The organism is Hungatella sp. L36 (genome assembly GCF_014288035.1).
On sequence record NZ_JACOPC010000008.1, the window covers coordinates 26,058 to 43,498 of the forward strand.

Below are 17,441 nucleotides of genomic sequence, written 5' to 3' on the forward strand. Positions count from 1 at the left end.
TCTGATTTCCTCCTTTTTCTTCCTTCTGCTCTTACTGATACTCTCTCAAACCGGCGGCGATCCGGTGAGCGCCTTCTTCGCACAGCGCTACGACGCCGGTGATCTGTTCCTTCGTGATTCCGGCCACATGGATGCCGGCCAGCACGGCCAGTCCCCCGGAAACCACCGATTTCAGTTCCCGGTAAATCAGCTCCGTCACCACGCCTTCCCTGTGGCCCTCTCTGGCATTTGACAGGCATTCGCCTCTATCCCCGAAGGCAATGGCTCCGATATGGCCCGTATCACCGCCCGCTGCCAGCACCAGACAGTCGGTTCCCATCCGGAGCACCTTAAACTGCACGGAGACGCCGTGGCCTGTCATGGTAAAATCCATCAGTTCCTCAAACACGGTCCTGCACCTTCTCTCCCCATCGTTTCGCGCCTTCACAGGGAATCCGGAACTGGTCCAGTATCTTTATGATCTGGTGATTTACAATGTCCTCCACGGTCTCCGGATGGTTATAAAATGCCGGCATGGGCGGCGCTATGACAGCTCCCATCTGCGAAAGCTCATACATATGTTTTAAATGAATGGTATTAAGCGGCGTCTCCCGGGGACAGATCACCAGCCTCCGCCGTTCCTTTAAGGCGACGTCACAGACGCGGGTGATTAAGTTGTCCGCGTATCCATTAGCGATTCCCGACAGCGTCTTCATGCTGCACGGCAGGATAATCACGCCATCCGCCGGATAGGAGCCGCTGGAGATGCAGGCCGCCAAGTCGCGGTTATCATAGCTGTGGTCCGCCAAAGACAGGACGTCTTCTTTCGTATATCCTGTTTCAATCTCCAGATTTACCCAGGCGTAATCGCTGAATATCACATGGGTCGTCACTGACTCTGTCTTTTTTAATGCCTCCAGCAGCTTTACCGCGTATATGGTTCCGCTGGCTCCTGTCACTCCGATAATCAGATCCATGAGAGTTCCTCCTTTTGCTTCTGCTTTTGCTGTTTTGCTTTTACTGTCTCTATTGCTGTTTAGAGGCACGTTGGCCTGTTACAGTTCACAGCCCTGTCGGTCTCCGCTTCCCGGTCTTCCCCTTCACTGTACCGGAAATCGCCTGTACAATCAATTCATTTTATGGTATCATTGTTTCCATAACGGAATGATTGAACGGAGGCGGAATATGACATTGGAACAACTGCAGTACTTTGTGGCGATCGTGGAAAGCGCCACATTCTTTGACGCGGCGGAAAGCCTTCATATCGCTCAGTCCACCCTGTCCAAACAGATACGGAATCTGGAACTGGAGCTGGACGTCCAGCTGTTTGACAGAAGCCGCCGCCACGCCTCCTTAACGGATGCCGGGCGCATCCTCTATCCCGATGCGGTGAAGCTGTTAAAAGGCGTTCAGGGAATGAAGCAGCATCTTGCTCCATATCAGGACAGCCGGAGATCCATCCTGCATTTGGGAGTCCTTCCCATCCTGCATCAGTACCGGTTGAATCCCGTTCTGAGGCAGTTTGCCGAGTCTCACCCGGAGATCACCCTCATGATCGACGAGGTGGAGGATGAACCGCTGCGGCAGGGCTTCCGCCAGGGCAGCTACGATCTGATCATCGGCCGCCCGGAACTGCTTACCGGCGTGCAGAGCACATGCCATCTGCTGGCTCACGACCGGCTGGTGCTTCTGACTCCCGCAGGCCATCCGCTGGCAGGCAGACCAGCCGTTCCCCTGGAAGAGCTGTCCGGAGAATCGTTTATTCTGATGCATCCCAGCAGCAGCATCTACCGCCTGTGCCTCACGGCCTGCCAAAAAAAAGGATTCCAGCCCGCTGTCACCCGGACAGCCAAGATAGAATCCATTGTCAGCGCAGTCGCCGCCGGAGAGGCGGTGAGCCTGCTTCCTTACAGTAATCTCGATGTATTCCGCCATGAAAATGTCGCAGTGATCCCGCTGCAGGAGCCAGTCGCCGCCGATGTCGTCCTGGCCTGCCTGTCCCCGAAGAAACTCCCGCTCTGCGGCAGGACACTCTGGAAATACTTTTCCGCCTGAACCATTTTAACGAAAAAGGAAGCTGTGCAGAATTCTCACTCTGCGCAGCTTCCTCTCTCTTTTTCACGTTCTTACCGGTTTTCTTCCATCGACACGCCGGCGATCTTGATGTTCACGTCCAGCACGGTAAGTCCTGTCATGTTCTCAATCGCACTCTTTACCTTGTCCTGCACCTTTTCACATACTTCCGGAATGCTGAAGCCGTACTTGATGTTTAAGGATAAGTCAACGGATACGTGCTCTTCCGTTACTTCGACTTTAACGCCCTTGGATAAATTCTTCATGCCCAGCTTTCCAACCAGTTCATTGGTAATGTTGCCGGCCATGGAATCCACGCCGTCTACTTCCGTCGCCGCAAGGCCTGCGATGATGGCTACTACTTCATCCGCAATCTGTACTTCGCCGATTTTATCTTTTTCATATACTTTATGAGTATTTCTGTTCTCTGTCTCTGCCACAATGATTCCCTCCTGTTTTCAATTCGATGTGTTACTTGGATTATAGACTATTATAACAAAGACAGCCACAGTTTGCAAAACATTTTTCTATTCCTGGCCCAGAATACCCGCTTCTAAGTCACTTAACATCACATCAGCAGCCGTAATGCCGCCTTCCGCCAGGTACCATACGGTTGGTGTCAGGTAGACAATGTGACCGTTTTTGTATGCTTCCGTCTTCTTCACCAGCTCATTATCCATCACTTCCGCCGCAAGCTTGGCGCCTTCCGTGTTGATTGCGGAATCGCGGTCCAGGACAAAGATGTAATCCGGGTTTAAGGAAACGAGAAGCTCGAAGGAGGATTCATTGCCGTGCGTGGAATCCACGTCGTTGGCCAGATTGGTGAAGCCGACTTCATTGCCGATCAGGGAGCAGCGGCTTCCGTCACCCAATGTGTTGAAATTGCTGCTGGTCACCATTCCGATGACTGCTGTCTTTCCCTCGGCCGCCTGGCGGAGCGTCTCCACACGTGCATCGAATCCAGCCAGTTCTTCCGCCGCCCGCTCTTCCTCACCGAAGATGGAAGCGATCATGGCCGCGTTATTTTTCACACTCTGAATCACTCCTTCCTCATAATCCACCGCAGTGTATACGACAGGAGCAATCTTCGACAGTTCGTCATACTGCGCGCTTAAACGGCCTCCGATGAAGATCACATCCGGCTCGCTGGCCATGAGTGCCTCCATGTCCACTTCCTTTAAGGTGCCGAGGTTTACGATATCCTCGTTGTTGTTATACTCCATCAGATAATCGATTTTGGAGGATTTCGGCATTCCCACGATCTGGCCGCCCAGATCCCAGTTATCCATCATGTCAAGCACCGCCATATCCAGAATGGCCACCCGCTCCGGATTATAGGGAACCTCCAGCTCCACCTTTTCGCCGTTTCCATTCAGCGTCGTCACGGTGACGGATTCCGGTGTCTCCGAGGCCTGTGCATCTTCATTTTCACCTTCCCCGGAGCCGGACTGGGACTCTGTATCTGTGGACGCGGCTTCGGAAGAAGTCGTCTCGCCAGCCTGTCCGCCTGTTGTTCCGGCCTGTCCGGTGCCCTGCCCGCAGGCTGTCATGGAAAGGGCTGCTGCCATTGCAAGTGTCAGTAATGTCATTTTTTTCATAGTTAGTATCTCCTTTTTTGGGGTTAGTAATAGATCGACAGTGGTTTTCCTTCTATTTCCAGAATCTCGAAGTCCACGCGGTAGATTTCGGAGAGATTTTCCTTTGTCATCACTTCCTCCACCGTACCGAATTTTGATATTTTTCCATCCACGAATGCGCAGATGTAATCAGAATAAAACGCTGCGTAATTGATTTCATGCAGCACGAGAATCACGGTTTTTCCCAGTTCATCACACAGCCTCCGGACGATTTTCATCATGTTGGTGGCGTGGTAAATGTCCAGGTTATTGGTCGGCTCATCCAACAGGACGTATTCCGTATCCTGTGCAATGACCATGGCTATGTAGGCGCGCTGGCGCTGGCCGCCGGACAGTTCGTCAATGAACCGGTCCTCAAATTCCTCCAGTTCCATGTAGGCGATGGCCTTTTCGATGATTTCCTCATCCTCAGCCGTAATCCGATTGCCGCTGTAGGGAAAGCGACCGAAGGCCACCAGCTCCCGGACTGTCAGTTTCATCTGGACGTGGTTGCTCTGAGTCAGAATGGCCAGCCGCCTGGCCAGATCCCGGCTCTTCCATTTGGACATGTCCTTTCCCTCGAAATCCACCGAACCGTCATCCTGTGCGATCAGCCTGGAGATCATTCCCATAACCGTTGATTTACCGGCTCCGTTGGGGCCGATCAGCGAGATCACCTTTCCCTTCGGCAGTTCGAAGGAGACGCCGTCCACCACGGTTTTTCCATTGTATTTTTTCAAAAGTTCTTTGACAAACATCGTTATGACCTCCTTGTGTTGGTTTTTTCACACCCTATGCGGAGCGGCTCGTTCGCAGCAGCAGATAGAGAAAATAGATTCCGCCTCCGACAGTAATAAATACGCTGACCGGGACGCCGTAGGCAAATACCTGCTCCACAAGCAATTGGCCGCCTGCCAGTATCACCATACCGATTAATGCCGAGCCGGCGATCAAATAGCTGTGGCGGAACGTCTTAAACAGCTGTCTCGATAAATTGGCGATAATCAGGCCCAGGAAGGATATCGGACCTACCATGGCGGTCGCTATGGCGATAAACAGTGTCACCCCCAGAAGCAGTCTGCGCACGGTGCGGTCATAGTCCACCCCCAGATTAATCGCCTGCGCCTTTCCCAGTGTAATGACATCCAGCAGCGCCAGTTCCCGGCGCAGGACAAAGAGCAGAACTGCAATCAGGATCAGGGAAAAGAATATGATTTCCGTGTTTACATTCGTAAAGCTGGCGACCAGCGACGCCAGAAGGCTGTCGTACTCGTTGGGATCCATGATGCGCGTCAGCGTCGTCTGCATACTGGTGAAAAAGGTGGACAGCACCGTTCCGGCCAGCAGGACATACAGCACATTATGGCTTGTCTTCTTAAATAAGTAGCTGTAAATGATGGTGGCGATGATCGCCATAAGTACCAGATCCACCGCGAAGGAAAGGTTCGTATTGCGGGCCAGAAGACTGGTGGAGCCGAAAAAGAATACAACAGCCGTATGGATCAGCGTATAGAGGGAGTTCATCCCCAGCAGGCACGGCGTCACGATGGTATTGTTGATCACCGACTGGAAGATGACGGAAGCCCCGCCGATGCAGAACGCCGTGATCAGCATGACCGCCAGCTTTGGAATCCGCAGGCTCATGGCGTAGCTGAAATATTTCATATTCACATTCAGAAAGAGATAGAGCACGGCGGCGGCCGCTGCCAGCAGCGATAGGATCACCAGCTTCTTTCCGTTGATGTTTCCGGTCCTTCTGCTCATTTTTTCCTGCTTCATGCCTCCGTTCCTCCCGTCTGCGGCGAAGGTACCGCCGCGGCTCTCCTTTTCCCGAAGGGAAGGGTGATGCTTTTCCGGCCGTGATTTAACCGGTAGATCAGCATACCTACGAAAATCACACTTCCGATGACACCGATAATCAATTCAATCGGCAGCTCATAGGGGGTGATCACAGTCCGGCCGATCATGTCGCAGACCAGAACGAACAGCGCTCCAAACAGGGCGGTATCCAGCAGAGTCCCCCGTATCCGGTCGCCTTTAAACATCGCCACCAGGTTGGGCACGATCAGTCCGATATAGGAAACGCTTCCGACGACTACCACAATGCTGGCTGTAATCATGGCGGCGATGCTCAGTCCCAGAAAGAGCACGACATTGTAGTTGACACCCAGATTTTTCGAGAAATTCTTCCCCATTCCAACAATATTGAAATGATTGGCAAATAAAAAGGCCAGAAGCACCAGCGGAAGCGTTAAATACACCAGTTCATAGCGTCCTCTGATTACCAGGGAAAAATGTCCCACCAGCCAGGAGGAAAGGGCCTGTGTCATATCGTATTTATAGGCCAGATAGCTGGTCATGCCTCCGATCACATTGCCGAACATGATTCCCACTAACGGAACCATGACCACGTCCTTAAACTGGATTCTCTGAATGAAGCAGACGAAGATCCATGTCCCCGCGATCGCCGCGATAAAAGCGAAGACGGCCCGTCCCCACAGCGAGGATGACGGCATAAACAAAAGCGCCAGCAGAATACCGAACTGCGCCGAGGAAATCGTCGCGCCTGTGGTCGGGGAAACGAATTTATTCATACAGAGCTGCTGCATGATCAGGCCGGAAATACTCATACCGACTCCGGTACAGAGTATCGCCAGAAGACGGGGCAGCCGGGATATCAACAGGATCTCCACCTGTTCAAAATCCCCGCGCAGCACGCCTCCGAGGCTTATATCCATGACACCCAGAAACAGTGATACCACCGACAGAATGACCAGTGCTGCCGCCAGAAGGATGGTTAGAGTCTTTGGTTTCATTTTGGGTTCCTCCTCTCAAATCAAATGATGTACAGTGTTTTAGTTAGCCTAAGCTAACCAAAAAGGCAAAAAAATACAACTCGCAAGATATCACATCACATGCATACTGGACTTACATGTATCTCACACCGCGCGCTGCCCTAATATCATAACACAGGGAGTTAGCCATAGGCAACTCCATAAAATGCACAAACTTTTCTCAATAGGGGACAGAAAAAACAGCGAAATCAGGAGGCTGGGAATAGATGGAAAAAGAAACAAGGACGCGAAAAAGCCATATGCGGCTTTTTCGCATCCTTGTTCATTCTTTCAGATTTATTCGCGCCTGGGTGCTTCATTTCCTCTATTCTTCCAGCTTCATCAGTGTGATCACGATATTCTCTGCTCCCACTTCCGTTTTGCGCTTTACGATGTCCTCAATCTGGGCGCGCTGCGGATCGGTAATGCTGGAAGCGTTGATGACGACGTCAACCTTGCCGCTGGTAATGCTGACAACCGGATCGGAGAAGCCCTTTGCCATCAGAAGAGTCTCTGCGGCATTCTCTTTCTCGGATACTGCGGTCATGTCGATCATTTCCTGAATCGCTTCCTGTTTGGCAGCTTCTTCAATGTTCTCATTGTTGATTAAATTCATCAGAGTCTCTTTGTTCTTGGCACGGACCTGCTCTCTGCTCAGCTGCACGTTCGCTATGTAGTCGGATACATTCATACCGCTGGTTAAGACCGCTTCACCCGGATTTTCCAGACCGGTTTCCAGATCGCCTGTCGTCTCATTGGCTGCCAGCTGTCCGCCTTCCGCCGCCGAATTGTCGGCTACATTGGTGGTGTCCGCTGCTGCGTCTCCTGCCACGCCTTCCTGATTGCTGGCCACTGCGCTGCCGGAGCCATCTGTCTCCTGAGCCGCCAGACTCTCGTCGTTAGGGTCATTGTCAAGGCTTGCAATCTCCTGGTAATTTCCCGGGTCGCCTGTCAGCGCCTGGTTTTCAGCCAGAATGTCCTCATCGGAAATATCCGTCACACCGGCCTCGTACACATCAGTTCCCGACGCCATTTCCTGCTTCCCGGCGTAGTTTAGGTATCCGGCAGCTGCGATCATGACCGCCAGCGTTGTGATGATAATCTGATTTCTTCTGAACAGTTTCTTCATATTCATTTTCTTTGGGGTTCTCGGGACTTTGGATTCTCTGATATCTTTTAAGCTTCTCATTCCTAACACTCCTTCTTTATTCCACCCTCTTTAATACTTTTATTTTATGTGGCGGCAAGTCAAATAATGCTTCCATAGCGCCTGAAATTTCAGCTTTTACAGTTGGACTGCCTCCGCCCTGGGCGCTGATGATGATTCCTTCGATTTCGGGACGGATTTCTTTCTCCACGATCGGCGCCGTATTTTCCCCGGTTCCGGTCAAAATTGTACTTTCCTGCTGTTCCGCGCTGCTGCTCTTCCTCGTTCCGCCGCCGCTGTCCTGTTCCTCAGTGCTGGAGCTGGAGGTATTTTTGTCCACACGCAGCACCTTCTCCTCGGAAGACTTGAGCACGATCATCACGTCAACGGTCCCGACTCCATCCACGGTCTTTAGAATCTGCTTCACCCGCTGCTCCAGCTGCTGTTCATAGGTGCGGTCCGCATTTGCGGCCACGGCGACCGGTTCCCCCGCCTCTGTCACCAGCCCTTCCTGTAAGGAGGCTTCTGTCCCCGAAGCGGCGTCTTTTAACATCTTCTTTTCCGTCTCCGGACCGGAAGGAATCGTGAGGACCAGGAGCAGAAGTCCCACCGCCAGCAGAATCAGCCATTTATCCTTACCTATTTTCCAGTTGAATTTCAATGTCCTGTTCCTCCAAATCATAATATTCAGAAATGCGCCGTCTCAGACCAGCCAAAGCAGAATTTTCTTCCTGCCGCTTATCCGGCTGCCCGGCCGATGCACCGACCGTCTCCGATACCTCCTCGCTCCCGCCGTTCAGTTCCACGCGGATCTGTTCCACCGGTTCGATGGGTTCCACAGGCTCTACCGGCTCCATCGGCTGGATACCGGAACTACTTCCGCCCTGGTCCGTCTGCCCGGAGCTGTCAGGAGCCAGCCGGAGACTGACAGATACCACATGACCGAAGGTCTCCTTCTTCTCATCCCCGTCGATCCCGGCCTCGGCCTTCCTACAGATGAATCCCGACGATTCCGCCATGGTGCGCAGGTCATTTTCCACCGCCTCCTCGTACTGGCTCACCATGCTCTTCAGCCTCACGCCTTCCATATCGGTGAGCTGGGACGAGAGTTCCGACGCCTCCTTCTGAAAGCTGATGGACTCGAAGTAATAGGCCAGCTTGTCATCCAGCCGCAGGCCGCCTGTAAATGGTTTTAACACCAGCAGAATGAGCACCATGCCCGCAAACAGCCGGAAATATTTTTCATACTTCTTATCGGGAAGAAGATTGGTTACCACTGTCATAAAGATCAGATAATATGTGATATTTCTGATCCACTCATATAAACCTTCCATGTCAATCACCCTGCGTAATACGTTACATTAGTGGAGGCGCACACCACCGCGATGGTCACCACGAACAGCACGATAGCCGAAGCCGCGATGGACAGCAGGATTCTGTGTCCCTTGGCCATATCCGAAATACAGGATACAATCCTTTTATCGCATACCGGCTGGAGGACGGCAGCCACACACTGATACAGGAGCATGAGAATCACCAGCTTCATCATGGGAATCAGGGTGATAATCACCAGGATCACCACTCCGGCGGCCCCCATGGTGTTCTTTACCAGGACACCCGAACCGATGACCATCTGTGTCACGGCGCTGGCTCCCTGCCCCACTCCCGGTATAATTCCGATCAGCTTCTGGATTGCCCCCGTTTTCATGGAATCCACATAGGGGAGCACCAGTCCCTGGATCAGGTGAAATCCCAGCACGATCCCGACCATGGTCTTAAGGCTCCAGGTAATCACGTCGCTTAAGAGCTCCGTCAGCTTCGACAGGATGTCCTCCTTTGCAATATGGCCGGCCATGACGAGAAGCGCATAGACCTTCACCATAGGCAGAAGGACAGCGGCGGTAATCGTCTGAGCCACCGTGATGGCAAACAGCGTAAATTCATAGGATGCGACCGCCGAAACGCTCCCTCCCACAAATGCCGCCGCCAGAAAATATGCCGGCATCAGCGCCTTCATAAATCCCAGAATCTGATTGACCACATTTCCTGCAATGGTAATGCTCGTAAAAAAGCTGGCTGCCAGATAGGTAAACAGTAACAGATAGGTGACAAAGAATCCCGTTTCCGATATCTGGCTTCCCGTAAATACATTGGAGAAGTTGGCAAACACAGCGCCAATAATTCCCAGAATTATGATCTGACCCATCATATGGCCGTTATTTCTGACCTCCGAAAACAGTGCATCGCGGAGCCCCTCGCCAATCTGCCCCATCACGTCCCCCAACCTGCCCGCCATGATGTCCTTCATCATCTGCTTAAAGGACAAGTTCCATCCGCTCGTCCCCTGAGAATTAATATAATCCTGAATCTCCGTTAAGTCATACTGTTCCAAATCCATGGAGACCTCTTTCGTCTCCGCTTCGTCCACCGTCTCCCCGGAATCGGCAGGAGACCCGCCACCGTGCTCCGCCGCACAGCTGATCATGACCGTGGACAGCCCTCCTGCAAAAAACAGGCCTCCCGTTCCCGACAGGACCGCCGCCAGCACCAGTAATACGGCTGTTTTGTACAGACGCCCCTTCATGACAGAAATACCTGCAGAGTCTCGATAAGCGCTAAGAGAATCGGCATACTGACGGCAAGCACTGACAGTTTGCCGAAGATTTCAATCTGCGTGCCCACGGCGCCGTATCCCGCATCCTTGCAGATTCCGGCGGCGAATTCCGCCACGTAGGTGATCCCGATCATTTTAATCAGGGTGGACAGATAGACGCTGTTGATCCTGATATAAGACTGAACCTGTTTGATGGTATCCAGAATTGTGGTCAGCTTTCCGACTCCGTAAAAAAATATGAAAAATCCGGCTGCCATCACCAGATAGGTTCCGTACTCCCCTTTCATGCCCTTCAGCGCAACGGCCAGAAGGACTGCCGTGATACCGACTACGGCTATGGTCACTACCGTCATATTCTCATTACCCCTACAATGCAAACAGATTTTTAATGGTTTCAAACAGCTGATAAATGTAAGGCACCAGCCAGAACAGCACCAGGATTAAACCAGCGAGACTCGTCAAAAATGCCTGTTCTTCCCGCCCGCTGTGCTTAAGTACCTGGCAGATGACGGAAACCAGGATTCCAACCGCCGCTATTTTAAATATCAGATTGACCCCCATGCTATCCTCCCTCTAATACATCATAATCGTTATGAAGATGCCGCCCATAATACCAAGGCTGGTATAGAGACGGCTCCGTTCCTGCTTATGTTCCCTCAGATAACCGATGGATAGATCCAGCTGCTCCAGATAGAGGAGAATCGTCCTCTCCTGCATCTCCAGGTCCAGATATCCAAGATGCTCGCCCAGCCCTTTCAAACTCTGCCTGTCCTCTTTTGAAAGACAGAAGGCTTTGGGAAGCTTATCGATCTCCTCCTGCCAGATATCGTAAAATGGCTCCCCCCGCTGTCCCTCCATCCGCTCGGCCACCCGGATAAACAGGTCGCCGATCTCTCCTCCGCCCTTCTTCCCCGTCCGATCGAAGCTTTCAGGGAGCGCGGAGCGGGCGTATACGATCTCTCCTTTCAGCAGGAAGATCATTTTTCTTAAGTGTTCCATGGTTTTCAGCCGTTCTCCCCACTGCCCCGCCATAAAAAATCCCATGCCGGAGCAGGAAATCACGACGAGAACGGCTCCCAGAATTCTGATTCCCGTGTTATCCATACGCCATGCACTCCTCGCTGTTCCATCTTTTCCCCATACGGTGGACCTCCGCCTTATAAAGCTGCGTCCCGCGGGAATCGTAGATCTGATCGATATTGCCGATCTTTCCTTTATTATTCAGCACGATATACCGCTCAAAAATCCGCTCATCCACCAGTCTTCGCAGCACCGGCTTCTGCTTCAGATCGTCGATGGAGCTGCCGTGCACCGTGGCGATCAGCTTGCAGCCGCAGTTCATAACGTACTCCATGGCCTCTAAGTCTTCCCTGCTTCCGATTTCATCCACGGCTATCACCCGCGGCGACATGGTACGGATCAGCATCATCATGCCTCTGGCCTTCGGACAGCAGTCAAGGATATCGGTGCGGATTCCCAGCTCATTCTGGGGCATTCCCTGATAGCAGGCGCCGATTTCCGACCGTTCGTCCACCACTCCCACCGTCATGCCTGCGTGATCCTTTGTCCCATTGGAAATCTGCCGGATCAGATCACGGAGCAGCGTCGTCTTCCCGCACCGCGGCGGCGAAATGATCAGGGTGTGCAGAATTTCTTCCTTGTCATAGAGATACGGTAGAACCGGGGAAGCACATCCCTTCACCTGATGCGACAGTCTTACATTGATAAAGGAAATAAACTTCATCGTCTTAATTCCCGACTCGTCCAAAATGGTTTTACCCGCAACGCCGATGCGGTGGCCCCCCTGGATGGTAAGAAATCCCTGCTTCATCTCTTCCTCAAATGCATACAGGGAATAATTGCTCATGTATTCCATGGTTTCCTTTAACTCGCCCCGGCTCACCAGATAGGCATCCCGGCAGTCCTGGCTCAGCTGTCCCAAACGGCTTATGTAGTACTCTTCATTCTTATAGACCATCAAAAGCGGTGCCGCCACCCGCAGGCGGATCTCCTGCACTTCATCAAAGTCAACAGCGACCCGGTTTAGAATCTCTCTTATATTCTTTGAAAAGATTTTTATGAGCTCGTCTTTTTTCTCCACCTTCATCCCTCCTCTTACCTCAATATATGTGAAGGGGGACAAATTATGACGGGGAATTATTTTCATTTTCAGAGGTATATGGTATGATAGCGGTACAGAATATCAGGATAACGAATGGAACGTAAGCCGCCGGGCCGTACAGGCACGGTGCTTCACGATGGAAAGGAAGAACGCGGATGAAGAGAAAACTGTTGCTGGGATGTGTCATTGTAATTAGTATCTTATCCTCTGCCTGCCATACGGACCGGGCTTCGAACAATACGGCAGATTTCACGCAGGAGCCTTACTCCAATCAGGAAAAATCGCAGGAAGGTAATCAGACAGAAAACGCTTCCCCGCCGGAGAAATCCTCCGGTGCAGAGGACCAGAGTCCGATTTCACCGGATGGTTCTTCCTCTGGGGCAGCTGCTCTAAAATTTGATATAAAAGCATTGAAAAACCTGGATGCCGACACTGAGCTGATATCCAGCAGGTATTTTAAAGCAGGCGACGTGCGGTCCGCCATATCCTTTTCGCTCACACAGGATTGGAGGGATTCCGGTCGTCTGACCTGCGATTTCCTGTCCCAGGATAACCAATATGAAAGCTTCTGGAATGGGCTTGCTCAAGCGGCCGTTGATACGGAGAGCGGAAAAATAGATTACAGCATCATACCGGAATTCCACGACGCAGCCCAGGAAAAAGGAACGTGCAGCATTACCTTCTATTTAAATGACGCGGTTCCACATATTACAGTAGACGGCGACGCTCGTCTGGAGGGGGATTACTATTCCTTCCAGCGTTCTTTCAGCAGACCGGAGGTATTCACCCGTTATTTAAGCAAGGCGGATTTATACTTATATCCGACCGAAGACCTGTGGCTGCTCAGAAATGAAATTTACGCGGCGCATGGACGAAAATTTGATTCCGAGGTCTTAAGCCAGTATTTTTCCAATGAAGTCTGGTATCGGAGCCTCCTGGATCCGGACAAATTTTCGGATTCCCTGCTTTCTGATATCGAGAAAAAGAATATTACGCTGATTCGGGGACTGGAAGAGGAACCTTTTGACAAAAGAAATATCATAGACGGAATCGATTATGCAGGCGAATGGGACCGCCTTCCGCTTGCGCCTTACCTCTCGTACCTGCATACCGGCAGGGAAACCGGGCTGTCCGCAGACATGACGAAGGCGAAAGATATGGGCGTGTACTACAGCGCTCCCGGCACGATCTCTGTTCCCGCCTCCATGACGCAGGAACAGTTTTCTGCAGTGCAAAACGGCGGGGAAGCCGAAGTGGTTTTAAACGCGCTGACCGGCGAAAGCCAACTAATTTCCCTGGATCCCAACGCAGGGGACTCGAATTCATACGGCTATCTGATGTATGACAAGGGAACAACGCCTTCCTCACAAGGCAGTGAAACAGGAGTCATCGCAGATCTGGAAAATGGAACCTATACTTTGTGGCAGACCAGCGCAGACACTGTGATGAAGACGGTATATGAAGGGGACATTTACATTCTGAAAGGAGCCGTGACAGGCGCTTATACCAGCCTGGCAGAAGCATCGAAAACTCAGACTGAGATCTGTGCTGGTGCATCGGAGCGCGGCGGGGAGACGGAGGCGCTGGCTGACAGCAGCGTACTTGGGAATGCGCTTTATTATAATAGTAAGGGGTATTTTACGGCGGTTTATTATCTTGGGGATTAGAGAGGATATTGTTATCAGAAAAAGAGAACCTTTAGAAGCATTTGCTTTCTGAAGGTTCTTTTTGTTGTGATGAGAGGTTGGAAGGGAGGATATGGTTATTTCAAGACATATGGTCATTACAGAAAGGGACTAGAGAAAGTGTATGATTTGCACTTCCTTCAGAGATTTCAATCTACACATTCCTCACAGAAGGTGACAGCTGGTAACTTTACGAATACGGCATCAGCTGGGATTTCAATCCACACTTTCCTCACAGAAGGTGACGACTAAGACGTATACATGGGCTGAGAAGATTGGAATTTCAATCCACACCTTCCTCACAGAAGGTGACTATGTATTGGGATTGACGGAACAGGACATAATGAATTTCAATCCACACCTTCCTCACAGAAGGTGACATATTTTTTCATATACTTCCTTCTTTCTCCGGCGATTTCAATCCGCACCTTCCTCACAGAAGGTGACAGCGTCTCCCCTGTGGAGGCCAGAAGCAGCAGGAATTTCAATCCGCACCTTCCTCACAGAAGGTGACCGCAATTCTCCACAACACCTCCCCCACTCCCTCCCCCTATCATTAACTATATTGTACAATATTCTCCAACAAAATCAATAGCGATCTTTCTTCTTCTACCTATTCTCTCATTTTCCCGGTGCGAATCCCCCGGTATTTTCATGCTTACTTCAGATTCGCACCAGCTTACTACCCTCTTATCTGACTTTTATCTAAGACGAAATCCCTTCACAATTAGTCAGCCTGGCAATCTGCCACAAGCACTTTCACAATCTCCGACACATACATCGTATGATAGTCTTTATTCGGATAACATTTCTGATCAATTTCCTTATCCAGGAAATTTTCAGCTGGCATGGGATCGGAGTACAGTTTCCGCAGGACAAAAATCATATTCGCTTCCTCAAATGCTGTGGTACCGTCAATAAAACAGGGGGTCAGGCCTGCCTCCTTCACCTTGTCGCAGTCGCGCCCGGACTTTGATCCGCAGATGTTCAACGCCTTTCTGTACTCCTTATCGTAAAAAGATACGGTGAACAGCTCATTGGCATCGACAAATTCTTTTGTATAGCGCTGAGGCCGGATATAAGCAGTAATCACCTTCTTGTTCCACATAATTCCCATTCCGCCCCAGCTGGCCGTCATCGTATTAAAATTCTTCTCATCGCCCGCCGTAATCAGCATCCACTCCGTGCCAATCTTTGTAAATGGATTAAAATTCAATTCTTCCACTGCTATCTCTTTAAATCCCATATCGTTTTCTCCTTTTCTCACTGCTGTTTTCATTCTACAATTGCTATGATTCATCTCTTCTCTTGAGAACTGCTGAATACATATATTTTATCATTTTCATCTCTAAAGTCAAACACCAATATTCCGGACTTCACAGCAAAAAGCCGCTGTATCCCTCGCATTTCCATGCTCCGAACACAGCGGCCCTGCCCGCTTGCTATCCCGGTTCTTCTTCTCTTTCCTGCTCTGCTGGTCTGCTATTCCATACGGATTTCGACGCCGGTCTCATAGATTTTGTCTTCCAGCAGCACACGGACCTTCACGTTTTTGCTTATCCCGCATTTATTAACATACACATCTACATTTCTGGGATCATTCTTCAGAAACGTTCCGACACACATTGCCTCGAAATTTTTCGCAGCCGACGTGTTGATATAATAGCGGTGCACACCACCGTCCTCCTCTTCCAGCAGGAGCATGGCCAGCTCCCCCTTCTCAAAGGTAGCATTAAACAGGATTCGGTCCTCCTCCTCCGTAACGGAAGCCTCGTAATGCTCCGGAATCAGTTCCCCCGTACAGGCAGCCGGAATCTCTGTCGCAAATTCTCCAGTTCTGCTCATGGAACCAAGTGTTTTCCCTGCTCCCAGTTCCGCCGTCTCACCGGCATAATACATAGGCAGCTTCTCAGCACGGAATACATTGGAAGGTACGTGCAGCTCATAGACTACCTCATCATTTACCAGCTCGCAGGTAATTGCATTCAGCGTACAGCCCTCACCGGTTCCATCCATGCTCCCCAGCCCCTCTAACGGTTCCCCGTCCTTATAGGCAATTCCACCGGAATGCACCATATAGCGGCCTTCATCGTAATATTCCACATTACAGATATATGGCGAAAAGAAGTCTGCGCCTCTCTCCTTTCCATACTGCCATACCTGTTCGATAGACCGTGCCTCTCTGTCGATATGGTAGCGCACGCCTCTGGAATAGCTGTCCTTCGCCTTGCTGTAATGAGCCTTTACCTTGGAACGATAGTGACCGTTATCAAACATCATAATATCTCCGTCCGGGCACACCACCACGCCGTGCTGCTCGTAAGACCATTCAAACGGTTCACTGATCGGCCGGAAGAAATACTTCTCCACGTACTCTTCCGGCCATCCCTCCGGATCTCCCAGAATCCAGTTGAGGGCTCCTGTTTTGAAGTCTATATTAATCACCGCATCCTGATGCCGGCCGGAAAGCGTGATGGAATCCGTCTTCTTATCGTACCATACCGCATTATTATGGAACCAGTCGTGTGCGGAGGCCGATCCGGACCAGGTCGTCTGGCAGTCGTAAGGCAAAATCTCCCTGTAATCCCAGGTTCTCACGATCGCTCCCGTCTGGCGGTCGACAAGGACCAGCACATCTTCTACGGTATCCCGGTCCGGAATCTGAGACAGCATCAGGATATTGCCGTCTTCCATCTCAAAGGTATCATGGTGATAACCGCCCGGAAGCCTGTATTCCCGGTATATTTTTCCGTGTACCCCCATCTCATACACACCGCTCACGTAATACGGCAGCTTGATCAGCCGGTCCGTACCGACAAGCAGATGGCCGTTCGCAAGACGCTTCATATCAAAGCAGACGTTTACCGTCAGATACCACCTTACGTCCCCGCGGTAATCACATGCCAGCGCATCGGCCTTCGACGTCTGTGTCAGAAAAATCACATTGTCTCCCATATGCACTCCGCTGCCCTTGCAGAATGTGGGAACCGGTACCTCTGGGGGAAGCGGCTCGGTTTTAATCATAACCGTCTCCCGTTCTCCTCCCGACAAAATGAGCTCCACCGTATTTTCGCAGTCCGCATACAGACCATAAACCGGAAGAATATGGACCGTATCGGCCGGAAATGTATGGCTGATATCGCCTTCCGGCTCCTTCCCCTTTACCGTCAGCGTGACCTCCTGCTTTACAGCGGTCTTAAAAAGAATCATCGCCGTCAGCGGAGAGATCAGATACGGATTTCTCACTACCAGCGGGCTGGATGCCGTGTATGCTCCCGCCTCGAATGTCTCCAGAAACTTCTGTTCCGCTTCCGCCTGCTGTGTAATCAGGCTGTTTTTCTTCTCATATCGAATCATCTGTTATCCCTTCC

At 51.2% G+C, this 17,441-nt stretch carries 19 protein-coding genes and 1 CRISPR repeat array; of the genes, 2 read left to right on the top strand and 17 right to left on the bottom strand.

Going from position 1 to position 17,441, the window contains the following annotated elements:
* Nucleotides 1-31: 31 nt before the first annotated feature.
* Complete coding sequence (lpdD, locus tag H8S80_RS18620; protein WP_243007863.1) at nucleotides 32-388, bottom strand: prenylated flavin chaperone LpdD; 357 nt, start codon at nucleotides 386-388, stop codon at nucleotides 32-34.
* Nucleotides 381-956: a UbiX family flavin prenyltransferase gene (locus H8S80_RS18625; RefSeq protein WP_117621376.1), complete on the bottom strand. Its 576-nt coding sequence runs from the start codon at nucleotides 954-956 to the stop codon at nucleotides 381-383. Before H8S80_RS18625 ends, lpdD begins: the two co-directional genes overlap by 8 nt.
* A 208-nt stretch (nucleotides 957-1,164) precedes the next feature.
* Here H8S80_RS18625 and H8S80_RS18630 point away from each other — a divergent pair, with 208 nt between their 5' ends.
* Entirely contained in the window at nucleotides 1,165-2,034 is an 870-nt protein-coding gene (locus H8S80_RS18630) for a LysR family transcriptional regulator (protein WP_029465506.1), read from the top strand.
* A gap of 71 nt (nucleotides 2,035-2,105) precedes the next feature.
* On the opposite strand, the gene H8S80_RS18635 is transcribed toward H8S80_RS18630, so the two are convergent.
* The 13 genes from H8S80_RS18635 to spoIIIAA all read right to left on the bottom strand — a co-directional run bounded on the left by H8S80_RS18635 (nucleotide 2,106) and on the right by spoIIIAA (nucleotide 12,364).
* Nucleotides 2,106-2,492 carry an Asp23/Gls24 family envelope stress response protein gene (locus H8S80_RS18635; RefSeq protein ID WP_002601061.1) on the bottom strand — a complete coding sequence of 129 codons (387 nt, stop codon included), beginning with the start codon at nucleotides 2,490-2,492 and terminating at the stop codon, nucleotides 2,106-2,108.
* Between the two features lie 87 nt (nucleotides 2,493-2,579).
* Nucleotides 2,580-3,650, bottom strand: coding sequence for a siderophore ABC transporter substrate-binding protein (locus tag H8S80_RS18640; RefSeq protein ID WP_117621378.1), 1,071 nt, complete (start codon nucleotides 3,648-3,650; stop codon nucleotides 2,580-2,582).
* Nucleotides 3,651-3,673: 23 nt separating this feature from the next.
* Complete coding sequence (locus tag H8S80_RS18645; protein ID WP_002601063.1) at nucleotides 3,674-4,426, bottom strand: iron ABC transporter ATP-binding protein; 753 nt, start codon at nucleotides 4,424-4,426, stop codon at nucleotides 3,674-3,676.
* Between the two features lie 34 nt (nucleotides 4,427-4,460).
* Nucleotides 4,461-5,447, bottom strand: coding sequence for an iron chelate uptake ABC transporter family permease subunit (locus H8S80_RS18650; protein WP_117621379.1), 987 nt, complete (start codon nucleotides 5,445-5,447; stop codon nucleotides 4,461-4,463).
* Nucleotides 5,444-6,484 (bottom strand): ABC transporter permease, encoded by a 1,041-nt coding sequence (locus tag H8S80_RS18655; RefSeq protein WP_002601065.1) that lies wholly within the window; start codon nucleotides 6,482-6,484, stop codon nucleotides 5,444-5,446. The genes H8S80_RS18650 and H8S80_RS18655 overlap by 4 nt, the downstream gene beginning before the upstream one ends.
* Nucleotides 6,485-6,827: 343 nt before the next feature.
* The gene (locus tag H8S80_RS18660; protein ID WP_002601066.1) at nucleotides 6,828-7,691 is read right to left on the bottom strand and encodes a SpoIIIAH-like family protein; all 864 of its coding nucleotides are present in this window, start codon (nucleotides 7,689-7,691) and stop codon (nucleotides 6,828-6,830) included.
* A gap of 16 nt (nucleotides 7,692-7,707) precedes the next feature.
* Nucleotides 7,708-8,331 carry a SpoIIIAG-related protein gene (locus H8S80_RS18665; protein ID WP_025529551.1) on the bottom strand — a complete coding sequence of 208 codons (624 nt, stop codon included), beginning with the start codon at nucleotides 8,329-8,331 and terminating at the stop codon, nucleotides 7,708-7,710.
* The gene (locus H8S80_RS18670; RefSeq protein ID WP_117621380.1) at nucleotides 8,285-8,983 is read right to left on the bottom strand and encodes a stage III sporulation protein AF; all 699 of its coding nucleotides are present in this window, start codon (nucleotides 8,981-8,983) and stop codon (nucleotides 8,285-8,287) included. The genes H8S80_RS18665 and H8S80_RS18670 overlap by 47 nt, the downstream gene beginning before the upstream one ends.
* Before the next feature lie 5 nt (nucleotides 8,984-8,988).
* Nucleotides 8,989-10,233: a stage III sporulation protein AE gene (locus H8S80_RS18675; RefSeq protein ID WP_117621381.1), complete on the bottom strand. Its 1,245-nt coding sequence runs from the start codon at nucleotides 10,231-10,233 to the stop codon at nucleotides 8,989-8,991.
* Nucleotides 10,230-10,616: a stage III sporulation AC/AD family protein gene (locus H8S80_RS18680; RefSeq protein ID WP_002601070.1), complete on the bottom strand. Its 387-nt coding sequence runs from the start codon at nucleotides 10,614-10,616 to the stop codon at nucleotides 10,230-10,232. The genes H8S80_RS18675 and H8S80_RS18680 overlap by 4 nt, the downstream gene beginning before the upstream one ends.
* A 13-nt stretch (nucleotides 10,617-10,629) precedes the next feature.
* Entirely contained in the window at nucleotides 10,630-10,824 is a 195-nt protein-coding gene (spoIIIAC, locus tag H8S80_RS18685; RefSeq protein WP_002601071.1) for a stage III sporulation protein AC, read from the bottom strand.
* A gap of 12 nt (nucleotides 10,825-10,836) precedes the next feature.
* On the bottom strand, nucleotides 10,837-11,367 hold the full coding sequence (locus tag H8S80_RS18690; RefSeq protein ID WP_002601072.1) for a stage III sporulation protein AB: 531 nt from the start codon (nucleotides 11,365-11,367) through the stop codon (nucleotides 10,837-10,839).
* Nucleotides 11,360-12,364, bottom strand: a complete 1,005-nt coding sequence (gene spoIIIAA / locus H8S80_RS18695; protein WP_002601073.1) for a stage III sporulation protein AA — start codon at nucleotides 12,362-12,364, stop codon at nucleotides 11,360-11,362. Before spoIIIAA ends, H8S80_RS18690 begins: the two co-directional genes overlap by 8 nt.
* Nucleotides 12,365-12,540: 176 nt before the next feature.
* Between spoIIIAA and H8S80_RS18700 the strand changes: the two genes are divergently transcribed.
* On the top strand, nucleotides 12,541-14,052 hold the full coding sequence (locus H8S80_RS18700; protein WP_117621382.1) for a DUF4454 domain-containing protein: 1,512 nt from the start codon (nucleotides 12,541-12,543) through the stop codon (nucleotides 14,050-14,052).
* A gap of 164 nt (nucleotides 14,053-14,216) precedes the next feature.
* Nucleotides 14,217-14,584: a CRISPR direct-repeat array (repeat unit 33 nt; unit sequence ATTTCAATCCGCACCTTCCTCACAGAAGGTGAC).
* Between the two features lie 213 nt (nucleotides 14,585-14,797).
* Here H8S80_RS18700 and H8S80_RS18705 read toward each other — a convergent pair.
* Both H8S80_RS18705 and H8S80_RS18710 read right to left on the bottom strand, forming a co-directional pair.
* Nucleotides 14,798-15,316, bottom strand: coding sequence for a flavin reductase (locus H8S80_RS18705; protein WP_117621383.1), 519 nt, complete (start codon nucleotides 15,314-15,316; stop codon nucleotides 14,798-14,800).
* Nucleotides 15,317-15,552: 236 nt separating this feature from the next.
* Complete coding sequence (locus tag H8S80_RS18710; protein WP_117621384.1) at nucleotides 15,553-17,427, bottom strand: aryl-sulfate sulfotransferase; 1,875 nt, start codon at nucleotides 17,425-17,427, stop codon at nucleotides 15,553-15,555.
* Between the last annotated feature and the right edge of the window lie 14 nt (nucleotides 17,428-17,441).